Source organism: Nocardioides rotundus (genome assembly GCF_019931675.1).
Classification (GTDB): domain Bacteria; phylum Actinomycetota; class Actinomycetes; order Propionibacteriales; family Nocardioidaceae; genus Nocardioides; species Nocardioides rotundus.
In genome coordinates, this window is sequence record NZ_CP082922.1 from 2,435,728 (window position 1) to 2,458,662 (window position 22,935).

The following is a 22,935-nucleotide window of genomic DNA, read 5'->3' on the forward strand; positions in this document are numbered from 1 at the left end:
CCAGGGATGATTCGGCCCAGTATGTCGTCACCACGGGGTCAGGGAACCCCCGTGTGAGAAACGCGACGACCGCGCTCCACTAGCCTTGCCAGGCGTGCGCCGACCGTCCCCTCCCCCTCGCCGCCGGCGAGCGCTCGCCGCCCTGCTCCTCGCCGTCGCGCTGGTGGCCGCCTCGGGCTGCCAGTCGCCTCGCGCCGACGACCCGGCCGAGCCCGACTCCTCCCGGGCCGACGGCCCGGACACCCCCTCCTCCTCGAGCCCCTCCGGCCGCCCGACCGGACCGGCGACGCAGCCCGGCGAGGACCGCACGCCGCAGATCCCGTCGGTCCCGGACGCGGCACCCGTGGGCCAGGGCACGGACTTCGTGGTCGCCTCCTTCAACGTGCTGGGTCACCGGCACACCGTGCCGTCCGGCAACCGGCCGCGGTTCGCCGACAGCCGGGTCAGGATGGTCGGCGCCGTGGACCTGCTGCGCCGTACCGACGTCTCCGTCGCGGGGCTGCAGGAGTTCCACCGCGTCCAGCTGTGGGCCTTCCAGGACATCGCTCCGGAGTACGCCGTGTGGCCGGGGCTGGAGCTGGGCGGCGGGATCGTCCAGAACAGCATCGTGTGGCGCCGTTCGGAATGGCGGAAGGTGGCCGGGGACGTCGTCGACATCCCCTACTTCGGGGGCACGCCCCACCCGATGCCGTTCGTCCTGCTCGAGCACCGCCGTACGGGTCGACAGGTCTGGTTCGCCAACTTCCACAACCCCGCGAACGTCCGGGGCCCGGCGGAGCAGTGGCGTCGCGAGGCACGCCGTACCCAAGCCGCACTGACCAACCGGCTGTTGGAGACGGGACGCGAGGTGATCGTGACCGGTGACATGAACGAGAAGTGGACCTATGCCTGCCGCGTCGGACGACGGGCGCCGCTGCGCTCCGCGGACGGCAGTGGGTGGCGCGACGGCGGCTGCACACCTCCCGCGGCCGGTTGGATCGATTGGATCCTCGGGACGCCGGGCATCCGGTTCGACGCTCATGTGGTGGACCAGACTCCGGTGGGCAGCACCAGCGACCACCCGCTCATCCGGGCTCGGGTCAGCATCGCGGGGGATGGCGGAGACGGGTAACTACCCCCTACCCCCTACTGAGGTTGGCTGGCAAAATGACGAAAGTCTTGCGAGATTCTTTCGACACGCACCACAATGTCCTCAGGTTTCACATCCGTATCGGCTATAAGCCCCCGGCTTGACGCCGTACCCCCCAACCCCCGAATGAGGCCACCCCCGTCATGGCACCCTTCTCCCTTGCCAGCCCTGCCCGCCCGTCACGCCGGCGCTCCCTCCGCGCCGTCGTCGCCCGCGCCACCGTCTCAGCGGTGGCCTTCGGCGCGCTCCTCTCGGTCACCGGCGGTGACCCGGTCGTGGAGCCGCGCACCACTCCCGTCGCCGACACCGGCAGCACGTTCCGGGTCGGCACCTACAACGTGCTCGGCAACAGCCACACCACCGCGACCGGCAACAAGCCCGGCTGGGCCTCGGGCGCGACCCGGACCGGCTGGGCGCTGAAGCTCATCGGCGACGCCCGGCTCTCGGTCGTCGGCCTGCAGGAGTTCGAGCCCGAGCAGTACGACCGCTTCCGCGAGGTGGGCGCCGACACCTACGCGATCTACCCCGGTCTGGGCCACCCCGAGCGGCCGATCCGCGGCCTGGCCAACTCGATCATCTGGCGTCGCGACACCTGGAAGATGATCGAGGGCAAGACGATGAACGTGCCCTACTTCAAGGGCGCCCTGTGGCCGATGCCGTATGTCCTGCTGGAGAACCGCAAGACCGGCGAGCGGGCCTGGTTCTACAACTCCCACAACCCCGCCGACGCCCGGGGCCCCGCCGAGCAGTACCGCCAGCAGGGCTTCACCATGGAGGCCGACCTCACCAAGCGGCTGCAGAAGGCGACCCCGGGCATCCAGGTGTTCCTCCTGGGCGACAAGAACGCCAAGGAGAACTACATCTGCCCGGTCTCCCGGCAAGTGCCGGGCGTCCGCTCCGCCAACAACGCGCGGGTCGAGGACGGGGTCTGCAAGACCCCCGAGCGGCTGTGGATCGACTGGATCTCCGGCACCTCCGGGATGACCTTCTCCAACTTCACGCCGGTCCGGACCGAGCTGGCTCAGAAGACCTCCGACCACCCGCTCTTCTGGGCCGACGCGACCCTGAAGTCGGCCTCGGCCCCGGTGGCCCCGGCCGCCCCCGCGGCCAACGCGGTCGTGATCGCGGTCGAGGGCCTGCGCTCGCAGTCCCTGCGCAGCGCCGGTACGGCGACGCCGACGATCCGCCGGATGTTCGCCCGAGGCGCCGGCACCTGGGACGGCCGGACGACCTACGAGCGGACCACCAACCTGCCCAACGTCGTCAGCATGCTGACCGGGCGGGCCGTGTCCACCGGCTCCGGCGGCCACGGCGTCACCCGTCCGGGCGTCGCCAGCACCGTGCACAAGGCGGCGGGCCGCTACGTCTCCAGCGTCTTCGACATCGTGCACAACAACGGGCTCGCCACCGCGCTGTTCACCAGCCGGAGCGAGCTGCGGATGGTCGACACCAGCTGGAACGGCACCAACGGCGGGGCCGACCCCTACGGCGCCGACGACGGCCGGGACAAGATCGACGTCTTCCGGCTCGGGGCCGGCGACACCGCCGTGACCGACGCGGCCGTGAGTCGTCTGGCCACCGGCAGGCGGGGCCTGACCGTGGTCCACCTCTCCGGCCCCGACCGGGTCGGGCAGCGCTACGGCTTCAGCAGCGAGCGCTACCAGGCCGCCCTGCGGACCCTGGACGGCCGGGTCTCGCGGATCCTGGGCGCGATCGGCCGCAACAGCGCGACCGCCGGGAAGACCCGGGTCATCCTCACCGGCACCCACGGCGGCAGCGGCCGCACCCACAGCGACCCGTCGGTCCAGGGGAACTTCAAGGTCCCGTTCGTGGTCACCGGCCCGGAGGTCCCGGCCGGGGTCAGCCTCTACAGCCTCAACGCCGACCTCGCCTCGCCCGGCGACGAGCGGGTCGCCTACAGCGCGACCAAGCAGCCCTTCCGCAACGCCTACGCCTCCCAGCTGGTCACCGAGGCCCTCGGCCTGCCCGACGTCCCCGGTACCACGCTGACCCGCGGACGCACGGTCACGGCACTGCGCTGACCCACCCGGCCCCGGCGGTACGGTTGCCCGCGTGAGCAGCAGCCCTAACCGCGTCTACGCCGCCCGCCTGGTCGGCCTGCCGGTCTTCGACCCGCAGGGCGACCAGGTGGCGAAGGTGCGCGACCTGGTCGTGCTGATCCGCTCCGAGGCCAGCCAGCCGCGCGTGCTCGGGCTGGTCGCCGAGGTCTTCGGCCGGCGCAAGATCTTCGTGCCGATGACCCGGGTCACCAACATCGACGCCGGCCAGGTGCACACCACCGGGCTGCTCAACATGCGCCGGTTCGAGCAGCGGGCGACCGAGACCCTGGTGATCGGGCAGGTGCTCGACCGCGAGGTCCGGCTCAAGGAGACCGGCGTCACCGGCACCATCTACGACGTCGGGATGGAGCAGGCCCGCAACCGCGAGTGGGTGCTGAGCCGGGTCGCCGTGCAGGAGCCCGGGCGGGGCTTCCGGCGCCGCGGCCAGACCCACGTCGCGGAGTGGGACCAGGTCGAGGGGCTCGCGCGCGCCGAGGAGACCCAGCCGGCGACCCAGCTGGTGGCCCAGCTCAACGAGATGCGCCCCGCCGACGCCGCGGGGATGCTGCGCGACCTCCCGCGCGAGCGCCGGCTGGCGGTCGTCACGTCCATGGGCGACGAGCGGCTGGCCGACGTACTCGAGGAGCTGCCCGACGAGTACCAGGTCGAGCTGCTCGGGGTCCTCGACCCCGAGCGCGCCGCCGACATCTTGGAGGAGATGTCCGCCGACGACGCGGCGGACCTGATCGCCGAGCTGCCCGCCGACACCGCGACGAACCTGCTGGCGCTCATGCAGCCCGAGGACGCCGAGGACGTGCGGCGCCTGATGGAGTACGACGAGACCACCGCGGGCGGCATGATGACGCCCGAACCGGTGATCCTGCCGCCCGACGCGACCGTCGCCGAGGCGCTGGCCCACGTGCGGCGCCAGGAGATCCCCACCTCGCTGGCCGCCCAGGTCTACGTCTGCCGGCCGCCCATGGAGACGCCCACCGGGCGGCTGCTCGGCCTGGTGCACATCCAGCGGCTGCTCCGCGAGCCGCCCTCGGAGCTCGTCGCCGGCCTGCTGGACAAGGAGACGACCTACCTGCGCGACGACGCGACCATCCAGGAGGTGGCCGCCCACGTCGCCTACTACAACCTCACCGCCGCGCCGGTCGTCGACGACGAGGGCCGGCTGCTGGGCGTGGTGACCGTCGACGACCTGCTGGACCACATGCTCCCGGAGAACTGGCGCGACGAGCGGCGCAGCACGCTCGGTCCGAAGGGGCCGGTGCGGCGATGAGCGACTCGACCGGCGCCCGCCGTGCGCGCCTGGACCAGCCGTTGGAGGCACAGCGTCGGCTGATCCCGCGGCCGACCTACGACGAGGAGACCTTCGGGATCTTCGCGGAGAAGTTCGCCCGGTTCATGGGCACCGCGACCTTCCTCGTCTACATGACGCTGTTCGTCACCCTCTGGGTGCTGTGGAACGTCGTGGCCCCCGAGCAGCTGCGCTTCGACCCGTTCCCGTTCATCTTCCTCACCCTGATGCTCTCGCTGCAGGCCTCCTACGCCGCGCCGCTGATCCTGCTGGCGCAGAACCGGCAGGAGATGCGGGACAAGGTGGTCGCCGAGCAGGACCGTCAGGCCAACGCCCGGGCCCACGCCGACATGGAGTTCCTCACCCGCGAGGTGGCCTCGCTGCGGATGTCGGTGGGCGAGGTGGCGACCCGGGACTACCTGCGCTCGGAGCTGCGCAACCTGCTCTCCGAGCTCGACGCCCGCCAGCAGCCCCCCGAGCCGGATCCCGACGAGGAATCTCACACCTGACAGGGGTTCGGCCCACGCCCGGGGACGAACTACGCTGGCCCCATCATGAGCACCCCCACCACCGAGCAGGTCACCGCCGCCCTGGCGACGGTGAACGACCCCGAGATCAAGCGGCCGATCACCGACCTCGGCATGGTCGACCAGGTCCAGATCGGCGAGGACGGCGCGGTCGACGTGACCGTCCTCCTCACCGTGGCGGGCTGTCCGCTCAAGGACACGATCAACCGCGACGTCAACGCCGCCGTACGCCGGGTCCCGGGCGTCACCGACGTCAACCTCACTCTCGGCGTGATGAGCTCCGAGCAGCGCTCGCAGCTGCAGGAGACGCTACGCGGCGGGCAGGCCCAGCGGGAGATCCCCTTCGCCCAGCCCGGCTCGCTGACCCGCGTGCTGGCCATCGCCTCCGGCAAGGGCGGCGTGGGCAAGTCCTCGGTGACGGTCAACCTCGCCCTCGCCATGGCCCAGCAGGGCCTCAAGGTGGGCGTGGTCGACGCCGACATCTACGGCCACTCGGTCCCCGCCATGCTCGGCGTGGCCGACCAGCGTCCCACCCAGGTCGACGACCTGATCATGCCCGTGCCGACGCCCTCGGGCGTCTCGGTGATCTCCATCGGCATGCTCAAGCCGCGCCGCGACCAGGTCGTCGCCTGGCGCGGGCCGATGCTGGACCGGGCCCTGGTGCAGATGCTGGCCGACGTCTACTGGGGCGACCTGGACGCCCTGCTGCTGGACCTGCCCCCGGGCACCGGTGACATCGCGATCTCGCTCGGCCAGCACCTGCCCAACGCCGAGGTGGTCGTGGTGACGACCCCGCAGGAGGCGGCCGCCGAGGTCGCCGAGCGGGCCGGCACGATGGCCTCGATGATGCACCAGCGGGTGATCGGCGTGGTGGAGAACATGAGCTACCTCCCCTGCCCGCACTGCCCGCCGGAGGAGAACCACCACCTGGAGGTCTTCGGGTCCGGCGGTGGCGACCGCGTCGCGACCACGCTGTCCCAGCGCTTCGGGTACGACGTCCCGGTGCTCGGTCGGATCCCACTGGACCTCGCCCTGCGCGAGGGCGGCGACGTCGGCAAGGCGATCGTGGAGGCGGACCCCTCCTCCCCCGCCGCTCAGGAGCTCGGCTCGGTGGCGCGCGGCCTGGTCGGGAAGGGCCGCGGGCTGGCCGGGATGCAGTTGGGACTGACCCCTACCAGTAAGTTCTGACCCGTGTGGGACGTCGGCCTCGGAGAGCTCCTCGTGATCGCCCTCGTCGCCGTCGTCTTCGTCGGGCCGGAGCGGCTCCCCGAGCTCGCCCGGCAGGCCGGCCGGTTCCTGCACAGCCTCAAGCTGATGGCCACCAGCACGCGCGACGACCTGCGCAAGGAGCTGGGCCCGGAGTTCGCGGAGCTGGAGCTGCGCGACCTCGACCCGCGCGCGTTCGTGCGCAAGCAGGTGATGGAGGCGATGGCCGAGGCCGAGCAGGAGGCCGAGCGCGAGCAGACTCGGCGCCCCGGTCACCGGGCGCTGGAGGCCGGCGAGCTGCCGCCGTACGACCACGAGGCCACCTGAGCGCCCTCAACCCTCTTCGCGCCGCTGCACCGCCGCCACCGTCTCCAGCACGAGCAGCAGCGACCGCCGGTCCCCCGTGACGGCCTCCACGAAGTCGGCGCCCACCCGCCGCAGGACCACCTCGTAGCGCTCACCGTCCAGGGTGTGCACGAGGCAGCGGTCGCCCGCGTCGGCGATCCGCCGCAGGGCCGAGCCCAGGCCCAGCCGGGTCAGCGGCGACCAGGCCACCTCGGGCACCGCCCGTTGGGAGGCCCCGCCCACCGCGACCAGCGCGTGCCGCGGCACGAACCACTCCTGCCCGTGGCCGCTGACCAGGCACCAGCTCCGCGCGACCCGGGCCAGGGTGCCGCGCACCGGCCCCACCCCGCGCACGTGGACCTCGACCGGCTGCCCCGCCGTGGCCATCAGCCGCCCGGTGAGGGACACCGCGGCGTACTCCGCGCGCGAGCGGTCGACCAGCTCGACGTCCCGCTCGTCGGCGAAGGCGGCCTCGGCCTGCCCCTCGAGATCGTCGAGGAGCGCGAACAGCTCGTCCTCCCAGGCCACGGCCGCATGCTGCCACACCGGCCGGTACCGGTCCTGTGGACAGCGCCGTTGACATCCGGACGCAAACTTCCTTAAATGCATCAAACGATGTCAAACGAAGGGTAAATGCCACATGCGAGCGACTCAGGGGGTTCCCTCACCGGCGCGGGCCCTGCTCCTCGTCATCGCGGCCTGTACCGCGCTGGCCGGCCTGGGGGCCCTGGTGCAATCGGACCTGTCGCGGGCCGCCGCGTCGCTGGCGTCGGGCCGGGTCGCAGAGCAGCCCTTCGAGGTGCTGCTGGTGTGGACCTGCGAGGCGGTCGCCCTCGCGGTCGGCGCCTGGCTCACCCTGCTCGCGCTCCTCGTCGTGGCGGACACCCTGCACGGTCGCCCGGTCCGGCGCGCCGGCTGCCCGGTGTGGCTGCACCGCGCGGTGCTGACCGCCTGCGGCGTCGGGGTGGCCGCGACGCTGGCCGGCCCCGCCTCGGCCGCTCCCGAGGAACAGGCCCGCACGGTCGTGTCCGAGGCCGCTCCCCGCGGCGTCGACGGCCTGTCCTACCCCGACCGGCCCGAGGACGGGGCTGCCACGGCCAGGCCATCCGCGCCGGAGCCCGCACGACGCACCGGGCACGTGGTGCGACCGGGAGACACGCTGTGGGACATCGCCGCGGCCGAGCTCCCGCCCGGCGCCTCCGACGCCGAGATCACCGCGCGCTGGCAGCGGCTCTTCCACCAGAACGCGGGGGTCCTCGGCCCCGACCCCGACCTGATCCGGCCCGGCACGCCTCTGCGCCTGTCGGACGCCGGCAACGACTCCGGAGAGGAACCACGCCCATGACCGTCGCCGCGCTGCACCCCGCCGTCCCCGTCGCCAGCGTCCAGGGCTCGCTCGCCCTGGACCTGCACCCCGACCACAGTCCCCCGGAGGGTCCGCTGACCGCCGGGCCCGGCTGCGATCTGACCCCCGTCGACCTGCGCACCCGGCGTCGCCTCGAGGAGTGGGCGCGGCGCTACACCCAGGTGGCCGCCGACGTCGTGGCAGGCCTGCGGCCGGTCTCGCAGCTGATGCGCTGGTCCAGCCCGGCGGTGTACGGCGACCTGGGGCGCCGGGCGCATCTGGTCGCCCGTGCCGGACGGCACCGCCCGGGTGGGCGGTCGGCGGGCGTCGTCCGTCCTCGGGTGGCGTCGGTTCGGCCGTCCTTCATCGACGAGAACACCGTCGAGGTCGCGGTCCGGGTCACCTACGGGCAGCGCAGCCGCGCCCTCGCCGCACGCTTCGAGGTGCAGGAGGGCCACTGGATCTGCGTGGCCCTGGACTTCGCCTGAGCCGGTCTAGCCGTTCGCGCGTGCGGTGAGCCCGGTGGGTCCGCCCGGCGCGCCGTGGCAGCGCTTGTACTTCTTCCCGGATCCGCAGGGGCACAGGTCGTTGCGACCGACCCCGCTGTAGGGGTCGTCCTGAGCGAGCTCCGGGCCCCGCGTCACCTCGGCGTCCCCGTCCTCACTCGGCGCGGAGTAGGCGAGGTTCTGAGGCTGCTGGGGCTGCTCCAGGCCGCGCGCGTGGATCTGCGGGCGCTCGGCCGGCGTGACCGACTGCCCCGGCACCACCGAGCCCGAGACCCCCGGGAGCGTCACCGGCTCGCTGGGCACCTCGCGGGCCATCGGCTCCTCGACCGGCTCGACGGACTGCCCGTCCTCGTCGTCGTCGACCTGCACCTCGAGGTTGAACAGGAAGCCGACGGCCTCCTCCTTGATCCCGTCCATCATCGCCGAGAACATGTCGAAGCCCTCGCGCTGGTACTCCACCAACGGGTCGCGCTGGGAGTAGGCCCGCAGGTAGATGCCCTCGCGCAGGTAGTCCATCTCGTAGAGGTGCTCGCGCCACTTCCGGTCCAGGACCGAGAGCAGCACCCGGCGCTCCAGCTCGCGCATGACCTCCGGCCCGACCTCGGCCTCCCGGCGGTCGTAGGCCGCGTGCGCGTCCTTCTGCAGGACCTCGATGAGCTCCTCGCGGGTCAGCGACGAGCGCCCGCCGGCGTCCGCCACGACCTGCTCCTGGGAGACGCCCACGGGGTAGATCTGCTTCAGCGAGGTCCACAGGGCGTCGAGGTCCCAGTCCTCGGCGTACTCCTCGGTCGCGCCCATGACGTAGCCGGTGATCACGTCGTCGAGGAACTCCCGGGTCTGCTTCTCCAGGTCCGCGCCCTCGAGCACCTCGCGCCGCTCGCCGTAGACGACCTTGCGCTGGCGGTCCATCACGTCGTCGTACTTGAGCACGTTCTTGCGGGACTCGAAGTTCTGCGACTCGACCTGGCCCTGCGCGTTGGCGATCGCGTTGGTGACCCGCTTGTTCTCGATCGGCATGTCGTCGGGAACCTTGAGGACCAGCAGGATCCGGTCGACCCAGTCGGACTTGAACAGCCGCATCAGCTCGTCCTGCAGGGACAGATAGAACCGGGACTCCCCCGGGTCGCCCTGACGACCGGAGCGGCCGCGGAGCTGGTTGTCGATCCGGCGCGACTCGTGCCGCTCGGTGCCGACGACGTAGAGCCCGCCGAGCTCCTTGACCTCGTCGTGCTCGGCGGACACCTTGGCCTTGATCCGCTCCACGGCGGCCGGCCACGCGGCGTCGTACTCCTCGGTGTTCTCGACCGGGTCCAGGCCCTGGCTGCGCAGCTCCTGGTCGGCCAGGAAGTCCACCGAGCCGCCGAGCATGATGTCGGTGCCTCGCCCGGCCATGTTGGTGGCGACGGTGACCGCGCCCTTGTGGCCCGCGAGCGCGACGACCTTGGCCTCGTCCGCGTGCTGCTTGGCGTTGAGGACCGTGTGCGGGACGCCGCGCTGCTTGAGCAGCCCGGAGAGGTGCTCGGACTTCTCCACCGACACCGTCCCCACCAGGACCGGCTGGCCCTTGGCGTGGCGCTCGGCGATGTCGTCGCACACGGCGAGGTACTTCGCCTCCTCGGTGCGGTAGACCAGATCGGCCTGGTCCACCCGGGCCATCGGCTTGTTGGTCCGGATCGGGACCACGCCGAGCTGGTAGATCTTGTCGAACTCGCTGGCCTCGGTCATCGCCGTGCCGGTCATCCCGGACAGCTTCTCGTAGAGCCGGAAGTAGTTCTGCAGGGTGACGGTCGCGAGGGTCTGGTACTCCTCGCGGATCTGCACGCCCTCCTTGGCCTCGATCGCCTGGTGCAGGCCGTCGTTGTAGCGGCGCCCGGCCAGGATCCGGCCGGTGTGCTCGTCCACGATGAGCACCTCGCCGTTCATGACGACGTACTCCTTGTCGTTGCGGAAGAGCTCCTTGGCCTTGATCGCGTTGTTCATGAACGAGATCAGCGGCGTGTTGACCGAGTCGTAGAGGTTGTCGATGCCGAGGTGGTCCTCGACCTTGGTGATGCCCGGCTCGAGCACCGAGATGGTGCGCTTCTTCTCGTCGACCTCGTAGTCGGTGTCCTTGGTCAGCCGGCCCACGATCTTGGCGAACTCGCCGTACCACTTCACCTCGTCCTGGGTGGGGCCGGAGATGATCAGCGGCGTGCGGGCCTCGTCGATGAGGATCGAGTCGACCTCGTCCACGATCGCGAAGTGGTGGCCGCGCTGCACGCACTCCTCGATCGAGGAGGCCATGTTGTCGCGCAGGTAGTCGAAGCCCAGCTCGTTGTTGGTGCCGTAGGTGATGTCGCAGGCGTAGGCCTCGCGCCGCTCGTCGGGGCGCATCTGCGGCAGGATCACCCCGGTGGTGAGGCCGAGGAAGTTGTGGATCCGGCCCATCCACTCCGCGTGGTACTGCGCGAGGTAGTCGTTGACGGTGACGATGTGCACGCCCTTGCCGGTGAGCGCGTTGAGGTACGACGGCAGCGTGGCCACCAGCGTCTTGCCCTCGCCGGTCTTCATCTCCGCGATGTTGCCCAGGTGCAGCGCCGCACCGCCCATCACCTGGACGTCGTAGTGCCGCTGCCCGATGACCCGGTGCGCCGCCTCGCGGACCGTCGCGAAGGCTTCGGGCAGGAGGTCGTCGAGGCTCTCCCCGTCGGCGTAGCGCTGCTTGAGCTCGTCGGTCATCCCCCGCAGCTCGTCGTCGGACATCGCGACGAAGTCGTCCTCGATCGCGTTGACGGCTTGGGCGATCGCCTCGAGCTGGCGCTGGATCTTGCCCTCGCCGATGCGCAGGAGCTTGTCAATGAGTGCAGGCACGACGGCCACTCTACCTAGCCGATCACAGCCTGGCAGACCGGTTCGGACGAGCCCTCAGAAGTGCGTCGCGAGTGCGGGGCCGAGGTCGCCGACCGGGTTCACCTCGACCTCCTCCAGGCCGAGCCAACCGGCCAGCCGCCGCAGCTCGGCGGCCAGCTCCGCGGCGGTCTCCGGCGGGGCGTGGTCCTCGGCGTGCGTCGCGAGCACCAGCAGCCGCCGGCCGGCCCGGTCCGCCTTGAGGTCCACCCGCGCCACCAGGCGGTCCCCCAGCAGGAACGGCAGGACGTAGTAGCCGAACCGGCGCTTGGCCGCCGGCACGTAGATCTCGATCCGGTAGTGGAAGTCGAAGAGCGCCAGCGCGCGCGACCGCTCCCACACCAGCGGGTCGAAGGGGCTCAGCAGGGTCCGGGCGGCGACCCGCCGCGGCAGCCTGGCCGCCCGGTGCAGGTAGGCCTGGCGCCCCCACCCCTGGACCTTCACCGGCTCCAGCTCGCCCTCCTCCACCAGCTGGGCCACCGCGTGGGTGACGTTGGCCTTGCCGGGCGCGGGCTGCAGGCGCATCCGGTAGTAGTCGGCCAGGCAGGCGGCGCTCGCCACCCCGTGCGAGCGGGCGGCGCGGCGGGTCAGCTCGACGACCGCCTCCTGCGGGGTGGGCGTCGGGGCGTCGAGCACCTCGGCGGGCAGCACCCGCTCGGTCAGGTCGTAGATCACCTCGAACTGCCGGCTGCGCCCGGCGATGGCGACGTCACCGACCAGGAAGAGGTAGTCGAGCACCTTGCGGGCATCGGACCAGTTCCAGCCCCAGTGCTCACGCGAGCGCGGCCCGCTGAACTCCTCGTCCAGGTCGCGCGCCGTGACCGGCCCGCGCTCGGCGACGGCGGCCAGGATCCGCGGCTCGATCTGCGGGTCGGCCGCGCTGAAACCCCACTTCCCGCGCTGGTCGCGGTAGTGCTCCATCCGGTGCCGCATCAGCGGCCACAGCTCGACCGGCATCAGGGCCTGCACGTGCGCCCAGTACTCCACCAGTCGGCGGGGCCGCCCGCCCGAGGCACGGCGCAGCAGGTCGACGTCGTACGGGCCCATCCGGGAGTACGCCGGCATCAGGTGCGCCCGCTGCAGCACGTTGACCGAGTCGACCTGCAGCACGCCGGTCCGCGACACGGTCCGCATCAGCGTGCGCAGCGTCGGCACCGCGTGCGGCGGGTCGCAGAAGCCCTGGGCGGCGAGCGCGATCCGGCGGGCCTGGGCCGTCGAGAGCTCTCTCACGCGGTCGACCGTAGGCGACGATGCGGACAGATCACGTCACGGGAGGTCGAGCAGCTTCTCCCGAACGGCGTACATCACGGCCTCCATCCGCGAGTGCAGCTGGAGCTTCTCCAAGATGTTGCGCACGTGGTTCTTCACGGTGTTCTCGCTGATGAAGAGCTCCTGGGCGATGTCCCGGTTGTTCTTGCCGGTGGCGACCAGGCGCAGCACCTCGAGCTCCCGCTCGGTCAGCCTCAGCGCCGGGGCCGCCTCCCGCTCGGGCTCCGACATCTGCTTGAACTCCTGGATCAGCTTGGCCGCCATGGACGGGCTGATCAGGGACTGGCCGTCGGCGACCACGCGCACCGCGTTGTTGACCTCGTCCAGCGAGGAGTCCTTGAGCAGGTAGCCCGCCGCCCCGCTCTTCACCGCCTCGTAGAGGTCGGCCTCCTCGTCGGAGGAGGTGAGCATGATGATCTTCGCGGTGGGCACGGACTCCTTGATCGCCCGGCAGGCATCGATCCCCGAGCGCTTGGGCATCCGGACGTCGAGGAGCACGACGTCGGGCGCGGTGGCCTGGGCGAGGTCCACGGCCCGCACGCCGTCGTGTCCCTCGCCCACCACCTCCACACCCGGGTCGGCGGCGAGCAGCATGGTGATGCCGCGCCGGAACAGCTCCTGGTCGTCCACGACCAGGACCCGGATGGGCTCGGATTCGCCTCCCGATGGCGTCGTCACAGCGGCATCATCGCAGAGATCCTCCCCGTCGTGTGCCCGGCCTGCTGGTCAGTCCGTTTCCAGGTCGAGGGAGATGATCCCGTAGTCGTAGCCGCGGCGCCGGTAGACCACGGAGGGCCGCTCGGACTCCTTGTCGACGAACAGATAGAAGTCATGGCCCACGAGCTCCATCTCGTACAGCGCCTGGTCCAGCGTCATCGGTGAGGCCGCGTGGGACTTCTCCCGCACCACCAGGGGGCCGTCGCCGGTGACGGTGATCGGCCCGACCTTGCGCTCCCCCGGCTCCTCGGCCCCGGCCTCGCCCTCGGTGAGCACGTCGTCGGTGGGCAGCGCGCCGGTCGCCTGGGCCACCGACACGGGAGTACGGCGCCCGTGGTGCACTCGGCGCCGGTCCGCCGCGCGGCGCATCTGCTCCTGCATCTTGTCCAGGGCCAGGTCGAGCGCAGCCATCTTGTTCTCCGCTGCCGCCTCGGCGCGGATCACCGGCCCCTTGGAGAACGCGGTGAGCTGCACCCGCACCGCACGCTCGGGGTTCTTCTGGTGCTTGTCCTCGGAGATCTCCGCGGTCACCCGGATGATCCGATGGTCGTGCTTCTCGAGCCTGGTCAGCTTCTCCGCGACATGGTCGCGGAACCGCTCGGACACCTCACAGTGCCTGCCGGTGACGGCAACATCCATCGTTGACCTCCTCAGTCCCGCTCCCATGGCGGGTCTTCGACAGCTGTGGCCCGGGGCCGGCCCGGGAGGGGCGGGGCACGCCGGGGCTGGAGTCCGTCCGGCCGACCTGGTCTTCGTCCCCACACCCGCCTGCTGAGACGTTCGCAGCTTCTCCGCCACTACTGGCCTTCTCCCGCGGGCCGCCGTATCTGACGGCGGTCACGAGGCAGGACTTACTGCTAAGCCGCACCGTGCTCCCCGGTCGAACCGGGTTACGTGGGCCGTTTCGCCTGCGACTGGCATCGGCTTGCCCTTCGGACGTGGACGTCCGAAGGACGCAACCACGGACCCGAACGGACTCCATGCACCGACGCTAGCCAACAGAAGGGCCGGACGGAAGCGGCACCGACAACCTGCGCGTGGCGGCGACGGTCGCGATCGCCGCCACGCGGACCCCGACGGCCTCGAGCGCGCGCTGTGCCTCACGCGCCGTGGCGCCCGTGGTGAGCACGTCGTCGCACACCACGACCCGCGCCGGGCCGGTGCGCGCGGCGAGCCGGCGCAGCGCCGGGGACGGGCAGCACAGCGACCCGGCCAGGTTCCGGGCACGCGCCGCCGCATCCAGTCCCGCCTGGTCGGCCACGCCACCGCGCGAGCGCAGCAGCGGCGCCACGGCGACGTCGTACCCCTCTCGGCGCAGCCTGTGGCACGCCGTTCGCACCAGTGCCGTCGTGGGCTCGTGGCCGCGCTGGCGGGCGACGCCCGGACGGCTCGGCACCGGGACCAGCAGCATCGTCCCGCTGCCGGCGCACGAGGCCGCGACCGCGGCGGCCAGCAGACGACCGAGTGGGCCGCGCAGCCCGTGCACGGCCCGCTCCTTGTGGGCCAGCAGCAGCGCACGCAGGGTGTCGGAGTACTCCCCCGCGGTCCACGGCGGGGCGAGCCCCGCAGGTGTCGGGCTCGGCCAGGCGAGGTACGGCGTGCGCAGCAGGACGTCGCTGCATTCAGTGCAGAGCACCGTTCCCGGGCGGGCGCAGCCCGTGCAGCGGCCGCCCAGCAGCAGGTCGAGCGACGCGTCACGCAGCCAGGGCACACCACCATGCAAGGCTCGCCGGCCGGCCGCCGCAAGGGCCGTGGACGCTCCTGTGGAGAACCCTCACCCGGCGTAGGTCAGGGTGAGCCGAGCGGTGCCCTCCGGCAGCGACGGGGCCTGCGCCCCGTCCAGCCCGGCGACCTGGTCGGAGCGGACGGCGAAGCTCGGCACGGCCGGGTCGGGCCAGCCGACCAGCCGGTGCATCCGGCCGTTGACCGTCGAGAGGGGTGCACCCAGGCCGGTGGAGCCGTCGAGGGAGACCTCCCGCACCTGCGAGACCTCGCCGGTGGTCGCGAAGAGCACGCGCACCGAGGTCGGGCTGCTCCATGCCAGGTCCCGCATCCGCACCGGGACGTCGGTCCCGACCGGCACCTTCTCTGCGGCGTCGAGTCGCTGGACCCGCCCCGCGCCGTCCCGCACCACGCGGGAGAGCACGAGCCGGTCGCCGCGGCTCCCCCGCACCAGCGCCACGAACCTCGAGCCGTCCGGAGACACCCGGAACGCGCGCACGCTGCGGCCGGAGACCCCGGGGACCTCCACCTGCCGCACGCGGCCGTCCTGGACGAGCAGGACCGCGGCCCCTCCGGCGCGCCGGTCCACCAGCCACAGGCCGCCGAGCGCGTCCCAGCCGGGCCGCATCAGGTCGACGGCGTCCTCGACGACCCGCACCGGCTCGCTGCCTCGGGTGCGCACGCCGGCCAGCTCGACGGTGGTCCCGGAGCGCCGGTCGACCCCCGCCACGCGTCGCCCGCCCGGCTCGACGGCGAAGGAGCGCCAGCCCGTCGGCTCCCGGCCGGGAACGCCCGTCACGGGGGCGAGACCGCCGCGCCCTCCCGAGGCCAGGCGCCCCTCGACCAGGGCGTAGAGCATGGTCGACCCCGGACCGGTCGTCGGGTCGAACTCGCCGCCCTCCCCGACCCAGGTGCCCGAGCCGCCGCCCGGGGTGCGCACCGTCCCCTGTGGCGTGGAGATCTGGAAGGAGTCGATGGTGGGGATCTCCCGCAGCGTCCGGGCCAGCTGGGACCGGGCCCGGTCGAGGTCCTCCGCGGGCAGCGGGGGGAACGGCGTGGAGAGGCGCACGTCGGCCTCCCCGGCCGCGTTCACCGGCACCCCCGAGGACTCCAGCCGGGGAGGCAGGTAGCTGCGCACCACGCCGCGCAGCTGCGGCGGCGGCCCGAGCAGCAGGCTGCGGACCAGCGCCGAGGGCATGCCCTCGCCCTGGGGGACGTAGACGGGCTCGGGCACCAGCACCTGGCCGGAGGGGTCGAACCAGTGCACCGTCGCCCGGTCGTAGCGGTTGTCGAAGAACGTCTTGTTCACGATCCGCGCGTCCGGCAGCTCGCTGATCCGCCACTGACCGTCCTCCACGGTCAAGGAGAAGTCGATCCGGCTCCGCCGCGGCGACAGCGCCCCCTGCCATGCTCCCCGCCGGTCGATCCGTACGGCGTCGCTCAGCACGGCCTGCACCCCGTCCGGTCCGCTGGAGTAGGCCACGGAGGAGTAGACCAGGGTCGTGGCGGGGTCCCAGCTGCGGGCCGCCTCGGCGGTCAGGTGCTCGCGTGCGACCGAGGTGCCGATCGGCGCCGCCATCATCGCGGTCATGAACGAGTCCACCACCTCCTGCGGCTCGGCGCCGTCCCGCGGCATCGGCGGGTCGAAGTCGAGCAGCTGCTCGTCCGACGGGCTGGGGTCGGCCGGCGCGGCCGCGACGACCGGCCCGTCGTCGGGCAGTCGCACGCATCCGGCCGCGAGGAGGAGGACGGCCCATAGCGCGGTCACCTGGGCGACTCGTCGGCTCACGACGCCTCCCTTGCATCGTCGGGGACCAGCGGCAGAGGACTCTGTCGCAGCGGCTGGCCGACATGCCGGGGCAGGGTCAGCCGGAACTGGGAGCCCTCTCCCGGACGGCCCCACGCCTGCAGCCACCCGCCGTGCAGATGGGTGTCCTCCAGGGCGATCGAGAGCCCGAGCCCCGTACCGCCGCTGGTCCGGGCCCGGGCCGGGTCGGCGCGCCAGAAGCGGTTGAAGACCATCGCCGCCTCGCCCGCGGCCAGGCCCACCCCGTGGTCGCGGACCGCGACCGCCGCAGCCTCGTCGTCGCCGCCCAGCCACACCTGGATCTCCCGGGACTCCGCATGGTCGATGGCGTTGGTGATCAGGTTGCGGACGATCCGCTCCACCCGGCGGATGTCGGCCTCGGCGACCACCGGCGTACCGGGATCGTGGACGACGACCCGGGTGTCACGGCGCACCGCCAAGGGCTCGGTGGACTCCACCACCCGGCGAGCCACGTCGGCGAGGTCCACGTCCACGACGTCGAGGACGGCCGCGCCGGCGTCGAAGCGGCTGATCTCCAGCAGGTCGGCCAACAGCACCTCGAAGCGGTCCAGCTCGGTCTGCAGCAGCTCGGCGGCCCGGGCCGTCGCCGGGTCGAACCGGCTGCGGGAGTCGTGCAGCAGGTCGCCGGCCATCCGGACGGTCGTCAGCGGCGTGCGCAGCTCGTGGGAGACGTCGGAGACGAACCGGCGCTGGACCCGGCTGAGCTCCTCCAGCTGCCGGATCTGCCGCTGCAGGTTCGAGGCCATCTGGTTGAAAGAGGTGGCCAGTCGGGCCAGGTCGTCCTCGCCCCGCACGCGGAGTCGTTCCTGCAGCTGGCCCGCGGCCAGGCGCTCTGCCACCCGGCGGGCGAGCCGCACGGGCGTGACCACCTGCTGGGTGACCAGCCAGGTCACGCCGGTCACGAGGAGGAGCAGCAGCGTGCCCGCGGTCAACAGCGCGTTGGTGACGGTGGAGAGGGTCTCCTCCTCCTGCTCCAGGGAGAACAGGTAGTAGATCGTGTACGTCTTGCCGTCGGCGGGCAGACGCAGCTGGGAGCCGACCACCACCCCCGGCCCGGTGGCCACCGGCAGACCCGGGCCGTCGCTGCGGATGCGGGTGTAGGTCCAGTGCGTCACGTTGGCCTCGTCGAACTGCGCCCGCAGCCGCTGCGGGATCGACTCCAGGTCCAGGCCCGGGGTGCAGACCTGGCACGGCGAGCCCGACGTACCGTCCTCCACGGGACCGGCCAGCGCGACCGCGAAGCCTCGGGCCAGGCCCCGCTCCTTGATCGGCTCCATCAGCTCCTGCCGCTGGACGTAGAGGTTGGACTCGGCGTAGGGCACCGCGTCCAGGGCGTCCCTGGCGGCCGCCGTCTCGGAGTTGGCCTCCCGCACCACCGTGCGCACCCGGGCGTCGAGCAGTCCGTCCGTCGTGCGCTGCAGCAGCACCCAACCGACCACCGCGCCGACCACGAGGGACAGGACCACCGTGCTGGCCACCACCCGGGCCTGGATCGAGCGCCGCCAGAACATCGCCGCCCGGCGCAGGCCGGACCGCCCGATGGCTGGGTCCGCGGCGGTCGACATGGCGCGGCTCAGGACTGGCCGGCCTTGTAGCCGACCCCCCGCACCGTCACGACGACCTCGGGGTTCTCCGGGTCGTGCTCGATCTTGGACCGCAGGCGCTGCACGTGGACGTTGACCAGGCGGGTGTCCGCCGCGTGGCGGTAGCCCCAGACCTCCTCGAGCAGCACCTCGCGGGTGAAGACCTGCCACGGCTTGCGCGCCAGGCACACCAGCAGGTCGAACTCGAGAGGCGTCAGCCCGATCCGTTCACCGCCGCGAGTGACCTCGTGCCCGGCGACGTCGATGGACACGTCCCCGATCGTGAGCGACTCCGACGGCGGCGTCTCGTGCCGGCGTACGCGCGCGCGGATGCGGGCCACCAGCTCCTTGGGCTTGAACGGCTTGACGACGTAGTCGTCGGCGCCCGACTCCAGGCCCACGACCACGTCGACGGTGTCGCCCTTCGCGGTCAGCATCACGATCGGCACACCGGACTCCGCGCGGATCTCCTTGCACACGTCGATGCCGTCCTTACCGGGCAGCATCAGGTCCAGGAGCACCAGGTCGGGCCGGTAGTCGCGGAACGCGTCGAGCGCCTCGTCCCCGCGCAGCACCGACCGGGAGTCGAAGCCCTCCTGGCGCAGCACGATGCCCAGCATCTCCGAGAGCGGCGCATCGTCGTCGACGACGAGCACCCGGCCCTTCGACGCGATATCCGGCGAACTCATGCGGTCATCCTGCCACTCGCACGCACGGGCAGCCCGCGCCACCGTCGCGCGGGGTGTCCGTCGTGTCAGTAGCGGTACTGCTCCGGCTTGTAGGGGCCGTCGACGGGCACACCGAGGTACGACGCCTGGCCGGGCGTCAGCTCGGTGAGCCGCACGCCGAGGCTGCCCAGGTGCAGCCGGGCGACCTCCTCGTCGAGGTGCTTGGGCAGCACGTAGACGCCGACGGGGTACTCCTCGGGCTTGGTGAAGAGCTCGATCTGCGCGAGCACCTGGTTGGTGAAGGAGTTCGACATCACGAAGGAGGGGTGACCGGTCGCGTTGCCGAGGTTCATCAGCCGGCCCTCGGACAGGATGATCACCGAGGTGCCGGGGCGCTCGCCGTCGCCGGGGAAGGTGAACAGGTCCACCTGCGGCTTGACGTTCTTGCGCTCGATGCCCTCCCAGGACTCCAACCCCGCCATGTCGATCTCGTTGTCGAAATGGCCGATGTTGCCGACGATCGCGTTCTGCTTCATCCGGCTCATCTGGTCGGCGGTGACGACGTCCTTGTTGCCGGTCGCGGTGATGACGATGTCGGCGTAGCCGAGGACGTTCTCCAGGGTGTCGACCTGGTAGCCGTCCATCGCTGCCTGCAGCGCGCAGATCGGGTCGATCTCGGTGACGATCACCCGGGCGCCCTGGCCGCGCAGGCTCTCCGCGCAGCCCTTGCCGACGTCGCCGTACCCGCAGACGACCGCGACCTTGCCGCCGATGAGGACGTCGGTGGCGCGGTTGATGCCGTCGACCAGGCTGTGCCGGCAGCCGTACTTGTTGTCGAACTTGGACTTGGTGACCGAGTCGTTGACGTTGATGGCCGGGAACAGCAGCGAGCCGTCCTTCATCATGTCGTAGAGCCGGTGCACGCCGGTGGTGGTCTCCTCGGTGACGCCCTTGATGTCGCCCGCGATCTGGGTGAACCGGTCCGGGGACGCGGCCAGGGACGCCTGCAGGGCCTCGAAGATCACCCGCTCCTCGGCGGAGCCGGCGGTGGCGGGGTCCGGCGCCTGGCCGGACTTCTCGGCCTCCACGCCCAGGTGCACCAGGAGCGTGGCGTCGCCGCCGTCGTCGAGGATCATGTTGGGGCCCTCACCGGGCCAGTCGAGGATCTGCTGGGTGCACCACCAGTACTCCTCCAGCGTCTCGCCCTTCCACGCGAAGACCGGGACGCCCCGGGGGTCCTCGGGAGTGCCGTCGCGGCCGACGACGATCGCGGCGGCGGCGTGGTCCTGGGTGGAGAAGATGTTGCAGGAGGCCCACCGGACCTCGGCACCGAGCGCGACCAGCGTCTCGATCAGGACGGCGGTCTGGATCGTCATGTGCAGCGAGCCGGCGATCCGGGCGCCCTTGAGCGGCTGGGAGTCGCCGTACCGCTCCCGCATCGCCATCAGGCCGGGCATCTCGTGCTCGGCCAGCTCGATCTCGGTGCGGCCGAAGGCCGCCAGGCTCAGATCCTTGACCTTGTGGTCCATCGACGCTTCCTTCGGAGTTGCTGTGGCTCGTCTGTCCCAGAAGCGTAGGACCGGGGTCGACCGATCGCGGAATCCTCGCGCGCCCTCAGTGGGCGGCGGAGGCCTCGCTCTTCGCGCCCTTCCCGAACGGCAGGGCGTGCATGACCGCCACGACGATCCCGCCCACGACCAGGCCGACGACCGCCGAGGCCAGGGTGTTGACGACCCATCCCAGCGTGGTGCCCAGCCATCCACCGACCGCGTCGTGCACCAGGAGCTCCCAGTGGTGGACGACGCCGTACGGCGCCTTGAGGATCTCGGCGAACGTCCCGCTGACGCTGCCGCCCAGCTCGTCGAGGCTGATCAGCAGGATGTGACCACCGACCCAGAGCATCGCGGCCGTGCCGATGATCGAGATCGCGGCCAACACCTTCGGCATCGCGGCGACCAGGGCGGTGCCGACCCGCTGGGCGCCGGCGGAGGGCCGCTGGGCCAGCGAGACGCCGACGTCGTCCATCTTCACCAGGAGCGCCACCGCGCCGTAGACGACCAGGGTGATGAAGACGGCCACCACCGCGAGGATGACCGCGCGCATGATGAAGCCGGCGTCGGGCGAGGAGTCGACGACCTCCTTCAGCGCGATCACCATGATCTCCGCGGAGAGGATGAAGTCGGTGCGGATCGCGCCGGCGACCGTGCGCTTCTCGTGCTCGGGGGTGAACTCCCCCTTCGCGTCGGCGTCCTCCTCCGGCTTCTTCTCGTGGCCGCTGACCTTCTCCCAGACCTTCTCCGCGCCCTCGTAGGCCAGGAAGGTTCCGCCGAAGATCAGCAGGATCGGCAGGAGCCACGGCGCGAACTGGGCCAGCAGCAGCGCCACCGGGAGGATGAAGAGCAGCTTGTTGCGCAGCGAGCCGATGGCGATCTGCTTGATGATGGGCAGCTCGCGCTGCGCCGGCGAGCCCTCCATGTACTGCGGCGTCACCGCCGTGTCGTCGACGACCACGCCCGCGGCCTTCGCGCTCGCCCGGCCCGCCGCCGCGCCCACGTCGTCGATGGAGGCCGCGGTGATCCGCGCCAGGGCGGCCACGTCGTCGAGCAGGGCGAAGAGTCCTCCGGCCATGGCGGGCTCCTGTGCGTGAGGGGGTACGGCGGGCGATCGGCACCACCCTAACCGCGAGTCGGCGCTTGTTCTCCCCGAGTCGGCGCTACTTCACCCCGAGTCGGCGCTACTTCACCCCGAGTCGGCGTCAATTAACGCCGACTCGGCGTCAACAAGCGCCGACTCGGCTGGGTTGGGGGGTTCAGTCCTCGACCAGACCGAGGGCGAGGTACTCGGCCGCCCAGGTGCCGCTCAGCAGGAGCGAGGCGTAGCGACCCACCTCGGTCGTGGCGTCGGTCTCGACGGTCTCGACGCGCACCCCCTGCTCCGCGGCGGCGGCGCGCAGGCGGCCGGTGCTCTCCCGCACGAGCGCGTCCTCGTGCTGGTCGTCGAGCACCACGAGCACCGGGCGCTGCTCGGCAGGCGGGTCGGCGAAGGGGTCCTCGAACACGTCGCGGCGCGGCGTCGCCCGCAGCACCGGCAGCAGGTTGTCCGCGTCGCCGGCGATCGCGGACCGGCCGGTCGAGCGCCGGAAGGACTCCGCGACCCGGCGAGCCGCGCGGGCGGCCAGGACCGAGCCGCCCCACACCACGGGGAGCGCGTCGGCGAGCGCGATCGCCAGCATCTTGCCCGGGTTCACCGACAGGTCCCGGTGCGGCGAGCAGCCGATGGCGACCTGGTCCAGCGCCGTGGCGACCTCCTCGGGGTCCACCCGCGGGCCGAGGTCCACCCGGTCCAGGTAGTCCAGCATCACCACGGCCGTGGCGAGCTGGTCGCCGGTCGTGGCCGGCAGCAGCGTGGTCCACCGCCCCGCCGCATGCTCGGCGACCAGCGAGGCGGGCGGCGCGGCCACGACCAGCTGGCAGCCGCGGCGGACGGCCTCCGCGGCAGCGGACGCCGAGCCGGTGTCGGAGCCCTGCGGCGCGAGGATCACCACTAGGTCCATCCCACCGGCCCAGCCCGGCAGCCCGGCGCCGGGCCAGGCCACGAACGGCACCGGGCACCACGGCTCGAGGACCGCCCGCAGCAGGCGGGAGTCGGGGCCGGCGGCGACGACCGCGCGCGGACGCTGCTGACCGTCCGCGACCGCGGTGGCGATGGCCGAGGCCGCCTCCCCCGCCTCGCGACGGACCCGCGCGCCCGACTCGGCCAGGGTGCGCAGACGTACGTCGACCGTGGCGAGCGCACCAGGGTCGTCCAGTCGGGACTCGTCGAACCAGGTCACCGGAGACCC

20 protein-coding genes are annotated in these 22,935 nt (G+C 72.0%); 8 read left to right on the forward strand and 12 right to left on the reverse strand.

Annotation, left to right across the window (positions count from 1 at the left end; all coding sequences use genetic code 11):
* The first annotated feature begins 94 nt into the window (after positions 1 to 94).
* The 6 genes from K8W59_RS12080 (at position 95) to K8W59_RS12105 (ending at position 6,552) form a co-directional block, all read left to right on the forward strand.
* Entirely contained in the window at positions 95 to 1,111 is a 1,017-nt protein-coding gene (locus K8W59_RS12080; protein ID WP_223394150.1) for an endonuclease/exonuclease/phosphatase family protein, read from the forward strand.
* Positions 1,112 to 1,272: 161 nt separating this feature from the next.
* Positions 1,273 to 3,171, forward strand: coding sequence for an alkaline phosphatase family protein (locus tag K8W59_RS12085; RefSeq protein WP_223394152.1), 1,899 nt, complete (start codon positions 1,273 to 1,275; stop codon positions 3,169 to 3,171).
* 31 nt (positions 3,172 to 3,202) lie between these two features.
* A complete protein-coding gene (locus K8W59_RS12090) occupies positions 3,203 to 4,474 on the forward strand; it encodes a magnesium transporter MgtE N-terminal domain-containing protein (RefSeq protein ID WP_223394154.1) in 1,272 nt (423 codons plus the stop codon).
* Complete coding sequence (locus K8W59_RS12095; protein WP_223394156.1) at positions 4,471 to 5,001, forward strand: DUF1003 domain-containing protein; 531 nt, start codon at positions 4,471 to 4,473, stop codon at positions 4,999 to 5,001. The genes K8W59_RS12090 and K8W59_RS12095 overlap by 4 nt, the downstream gene beginning before the upstream one ends.
* Positions 5,002 to 5,046: 45 nt before the next feature.
* Positions 5,047 to 6,207, forward strand: coding sequence for an Mrp/NBP35 family ATP-binding protein (locus K8W59_RS12100; protein WP_223394158.1), 1,161 nt, complete (start codon positions 5,047 to 5,049; stop codon positions 6,205 to 6,207).
* A gap of 3 nt (positions 6,208 to 6,210) precedes the next feature.
* Positions 6,211 to 6,552, forward strand: a complete 342-nt coding sequence (locus tag K8W59_RS12105; RefSeq protein ID WP_223394160.1) for a sec-independent translocase — start codon at positions 6,211 to 6,213, stop codon at positions 6,550 to 6,552.
* A 6-nt stretch (positions 6,553 to 6,558) separates the two neighbouring features.
* Here the strand turns inward: K8W59_RS12105 and K8W59_RS12110 are convergent, their stop codons facing one another.
* Entirely contained in the window at positions 6,559 to 7,098 is a 540-nt protein-coding gene (locus K8W59_RS12110; protein WP_223394162.1) for a hypothetical protein, read from the reverse strand.
* A 112-nt stretch (positions 7,099 to 7,210) separates the two neighbouring features.
* On the opposite strand from K8W59_RS12110, the gene K8W59_RS12115 reads away from it, so the two are divergent.
* Both K8W59_RS12115 and K8W59_RS12120 read left to right on the forward strand, forming a co-directional pair.
* Positions 7,211 to 7,915, forward strand: a complete 705-nt coding sequence (locus K8W59_RS12115) for a LysM peptidoglycan-binding domain-containing protein (RefSeq protein WP_223394164.1) — start codon at positions 7,211 to 7,213, stop codon at positions 7,913 to 7,915.
* Positions 7,912 to 8,403, forward strand: a complete 492-nt coding sequence (locus K8W59_RS12120; RefSeq protein WP_223394166.1) for an Rv3235 family protein — start codon at positions 7,912 to 7,914, stop codon at positions 8,401 to 8,403. The genes K8W59_RS12115 and K8W59_RS12120 overlap by 4 nt, the downstream gene beginning before the upstream one ends.
* Before the next feature lie 6 nt (positions 8,404 to 8,409).
* Here K8W59_RS12120 and secA read toward each other — a convergent pair whose 3' ends face one another.
* From secA to K8W59_RS12175, 11 genes are all read right to left on the reverse strand, one after another.
* Positions 8,410 to 11,271 (reverse strand): preprotein translocase subunit SecA, encoded by a 2,862-nt coding sequence (secA, locus tag K8W59_RS12125; protein WP_317846267.1) that lies wholly within the window; start codon positions 11,269 to 11,271, stop codon positions 8,410 to 8,412.
* Between the two features lie 54 nt (positions 11,272 to 11,325).
* The gene (locus K8W59_RS12130; protein WP_223394168.1) at positions 11,326 to 12,537 is read right to left on the reverse strand and encodes a winged helix-turn-helix domain-containing protein; all 1,212 of its coding nucleotides are present in this window, start codon (positions 12,535 to 12,537) and stop codon (positions 11,326 to 11,328) included.
* Positions 12,538 to 12,573: 36 nt separating this feature from the next.
* Positions 12,574 to 13,254 (reverse strand): response regulator, encoded by a 681-nt coding sequence (locus K8W59_RS12135; RefSeq protein ID WP_223394170.1) that lies wholly within the window; start codon positions 13,252 to 13,254, stop codon positions 12,574 to 12,576.
* A 48-nt stretch (positions 13,255 to 13,302) separates the two neighbouring features.
* Entirely contained in the window at positions 13,303 to 13,932 is a 630-nt protein-coding gene (gene hpf / locus K8W59_RS12140; RefSeq protein WP_223394172.1) for a ribosome hibernation-promoting factor, HPF/YfiA family, read from the reverse strand.
* 352 nt (positions 13,933 to 14,284) lie between these two features.
* The gene (locus K8W59_RS12145) at positions 14,285 to 15,004 is read right to left on the reverse strand and encodes a ComF family protein (RefSeq protein WP_223394174.1); all 720 of its coding nucleotides are present in this window, start codon (positions 15,002 to 15,004) and stop codon (positions 14,285 to 14,287) included.
* Between the two features lie 63 nt (positions 15,005 to 15,067).
* Positions 15,068 to 16,804 carry an LpqB family beta-propeller domain-containing protein gene (locus K8W59_RS12150; RefSeq protein ID WP_223394175.1) on the reverse strand — a complete coding sequence of 579 codons (1,737 nt, stop codon included), beginning with the start codon at positions 16,802 to 16,804 and terminating at the stop codon, positions 15,068 to 15,070.
* Positions 16,801 to 18,408 carry an MtrAB system histidine kinase MtrB gene (mtrB, locus tag K8W59_RS12155; RefSeq protein WP_223394177.1) on the reverse strand — a complete coding sequence of 536 codons (1,608 nt, stop codon included), beginning with the start codon at positions 18,406 to 18,408 and terminating at the stop codon, positions 16,801 to 16,803. The genes K8W59_RS12150 and mtrB overlap by 4 nt, the downstream gene beginning before the upstream one ends.
* Positions 18,409 to 18,416: 8 nt before the next feature.
* Positions 18,417 to 19,115 carry an MtrAB system response regulator MtrA gene (gene mtrA, locus K8W59_RS12160; protein WP_223394179.1) on the reverse strand — a complete coding sequence of 233 codons (699 nt, stop codon included), beginning with the start codon at positions 19,113 to 19,115 and terminating at the stop codon, positions 18,417 to 18,419.
* A gap of 65 nt (positions 19,116 to 19,180) precedes the next feature.
* On the reverse strand, positions 19,181 to 20,623 hold the full coding sequence (ahcY, locus tag K8W59_RS12165) for an adenosylhomocysteinase (RefSeq protein ID WP_223394181.1): 1,443 nt from the start codon (positions 20,621 to 20,623) through the stop codon (positions 19,181 to 19,183).
* 85 nt (positions 20,624 to 20,708) lie between these two features.
* On the reverse strand, positions 20,709 to 21,722 hold the full coding sequence (locus tag K8W59_RS12170; protein WP_223394183.1) for a DUF808 domain-containing protein: 1,014 nt from the start codon (positions 21,720 to 21,722) through the stop codon (positions 20,709 to 20,711).
* A 181-nt stretch (positions 21,723 to 21,903) separates the two neighbouring features.
* The gene (locus K8W59_RS12175; protein ID WP_223394185.1) at positions 21,904 to 22,926 is read right to left on the reverse strand and encodes an SIS domain-containing protein; all 1,023 of its coding nucleotides are present in this window, start codon (positions 22,924 to 22,926) and stop codon (positions 21,904 to 21,906) included.
* Between the last annotated feature and the right edge of the window lie 9 nt (positions 22,927 to 22,935).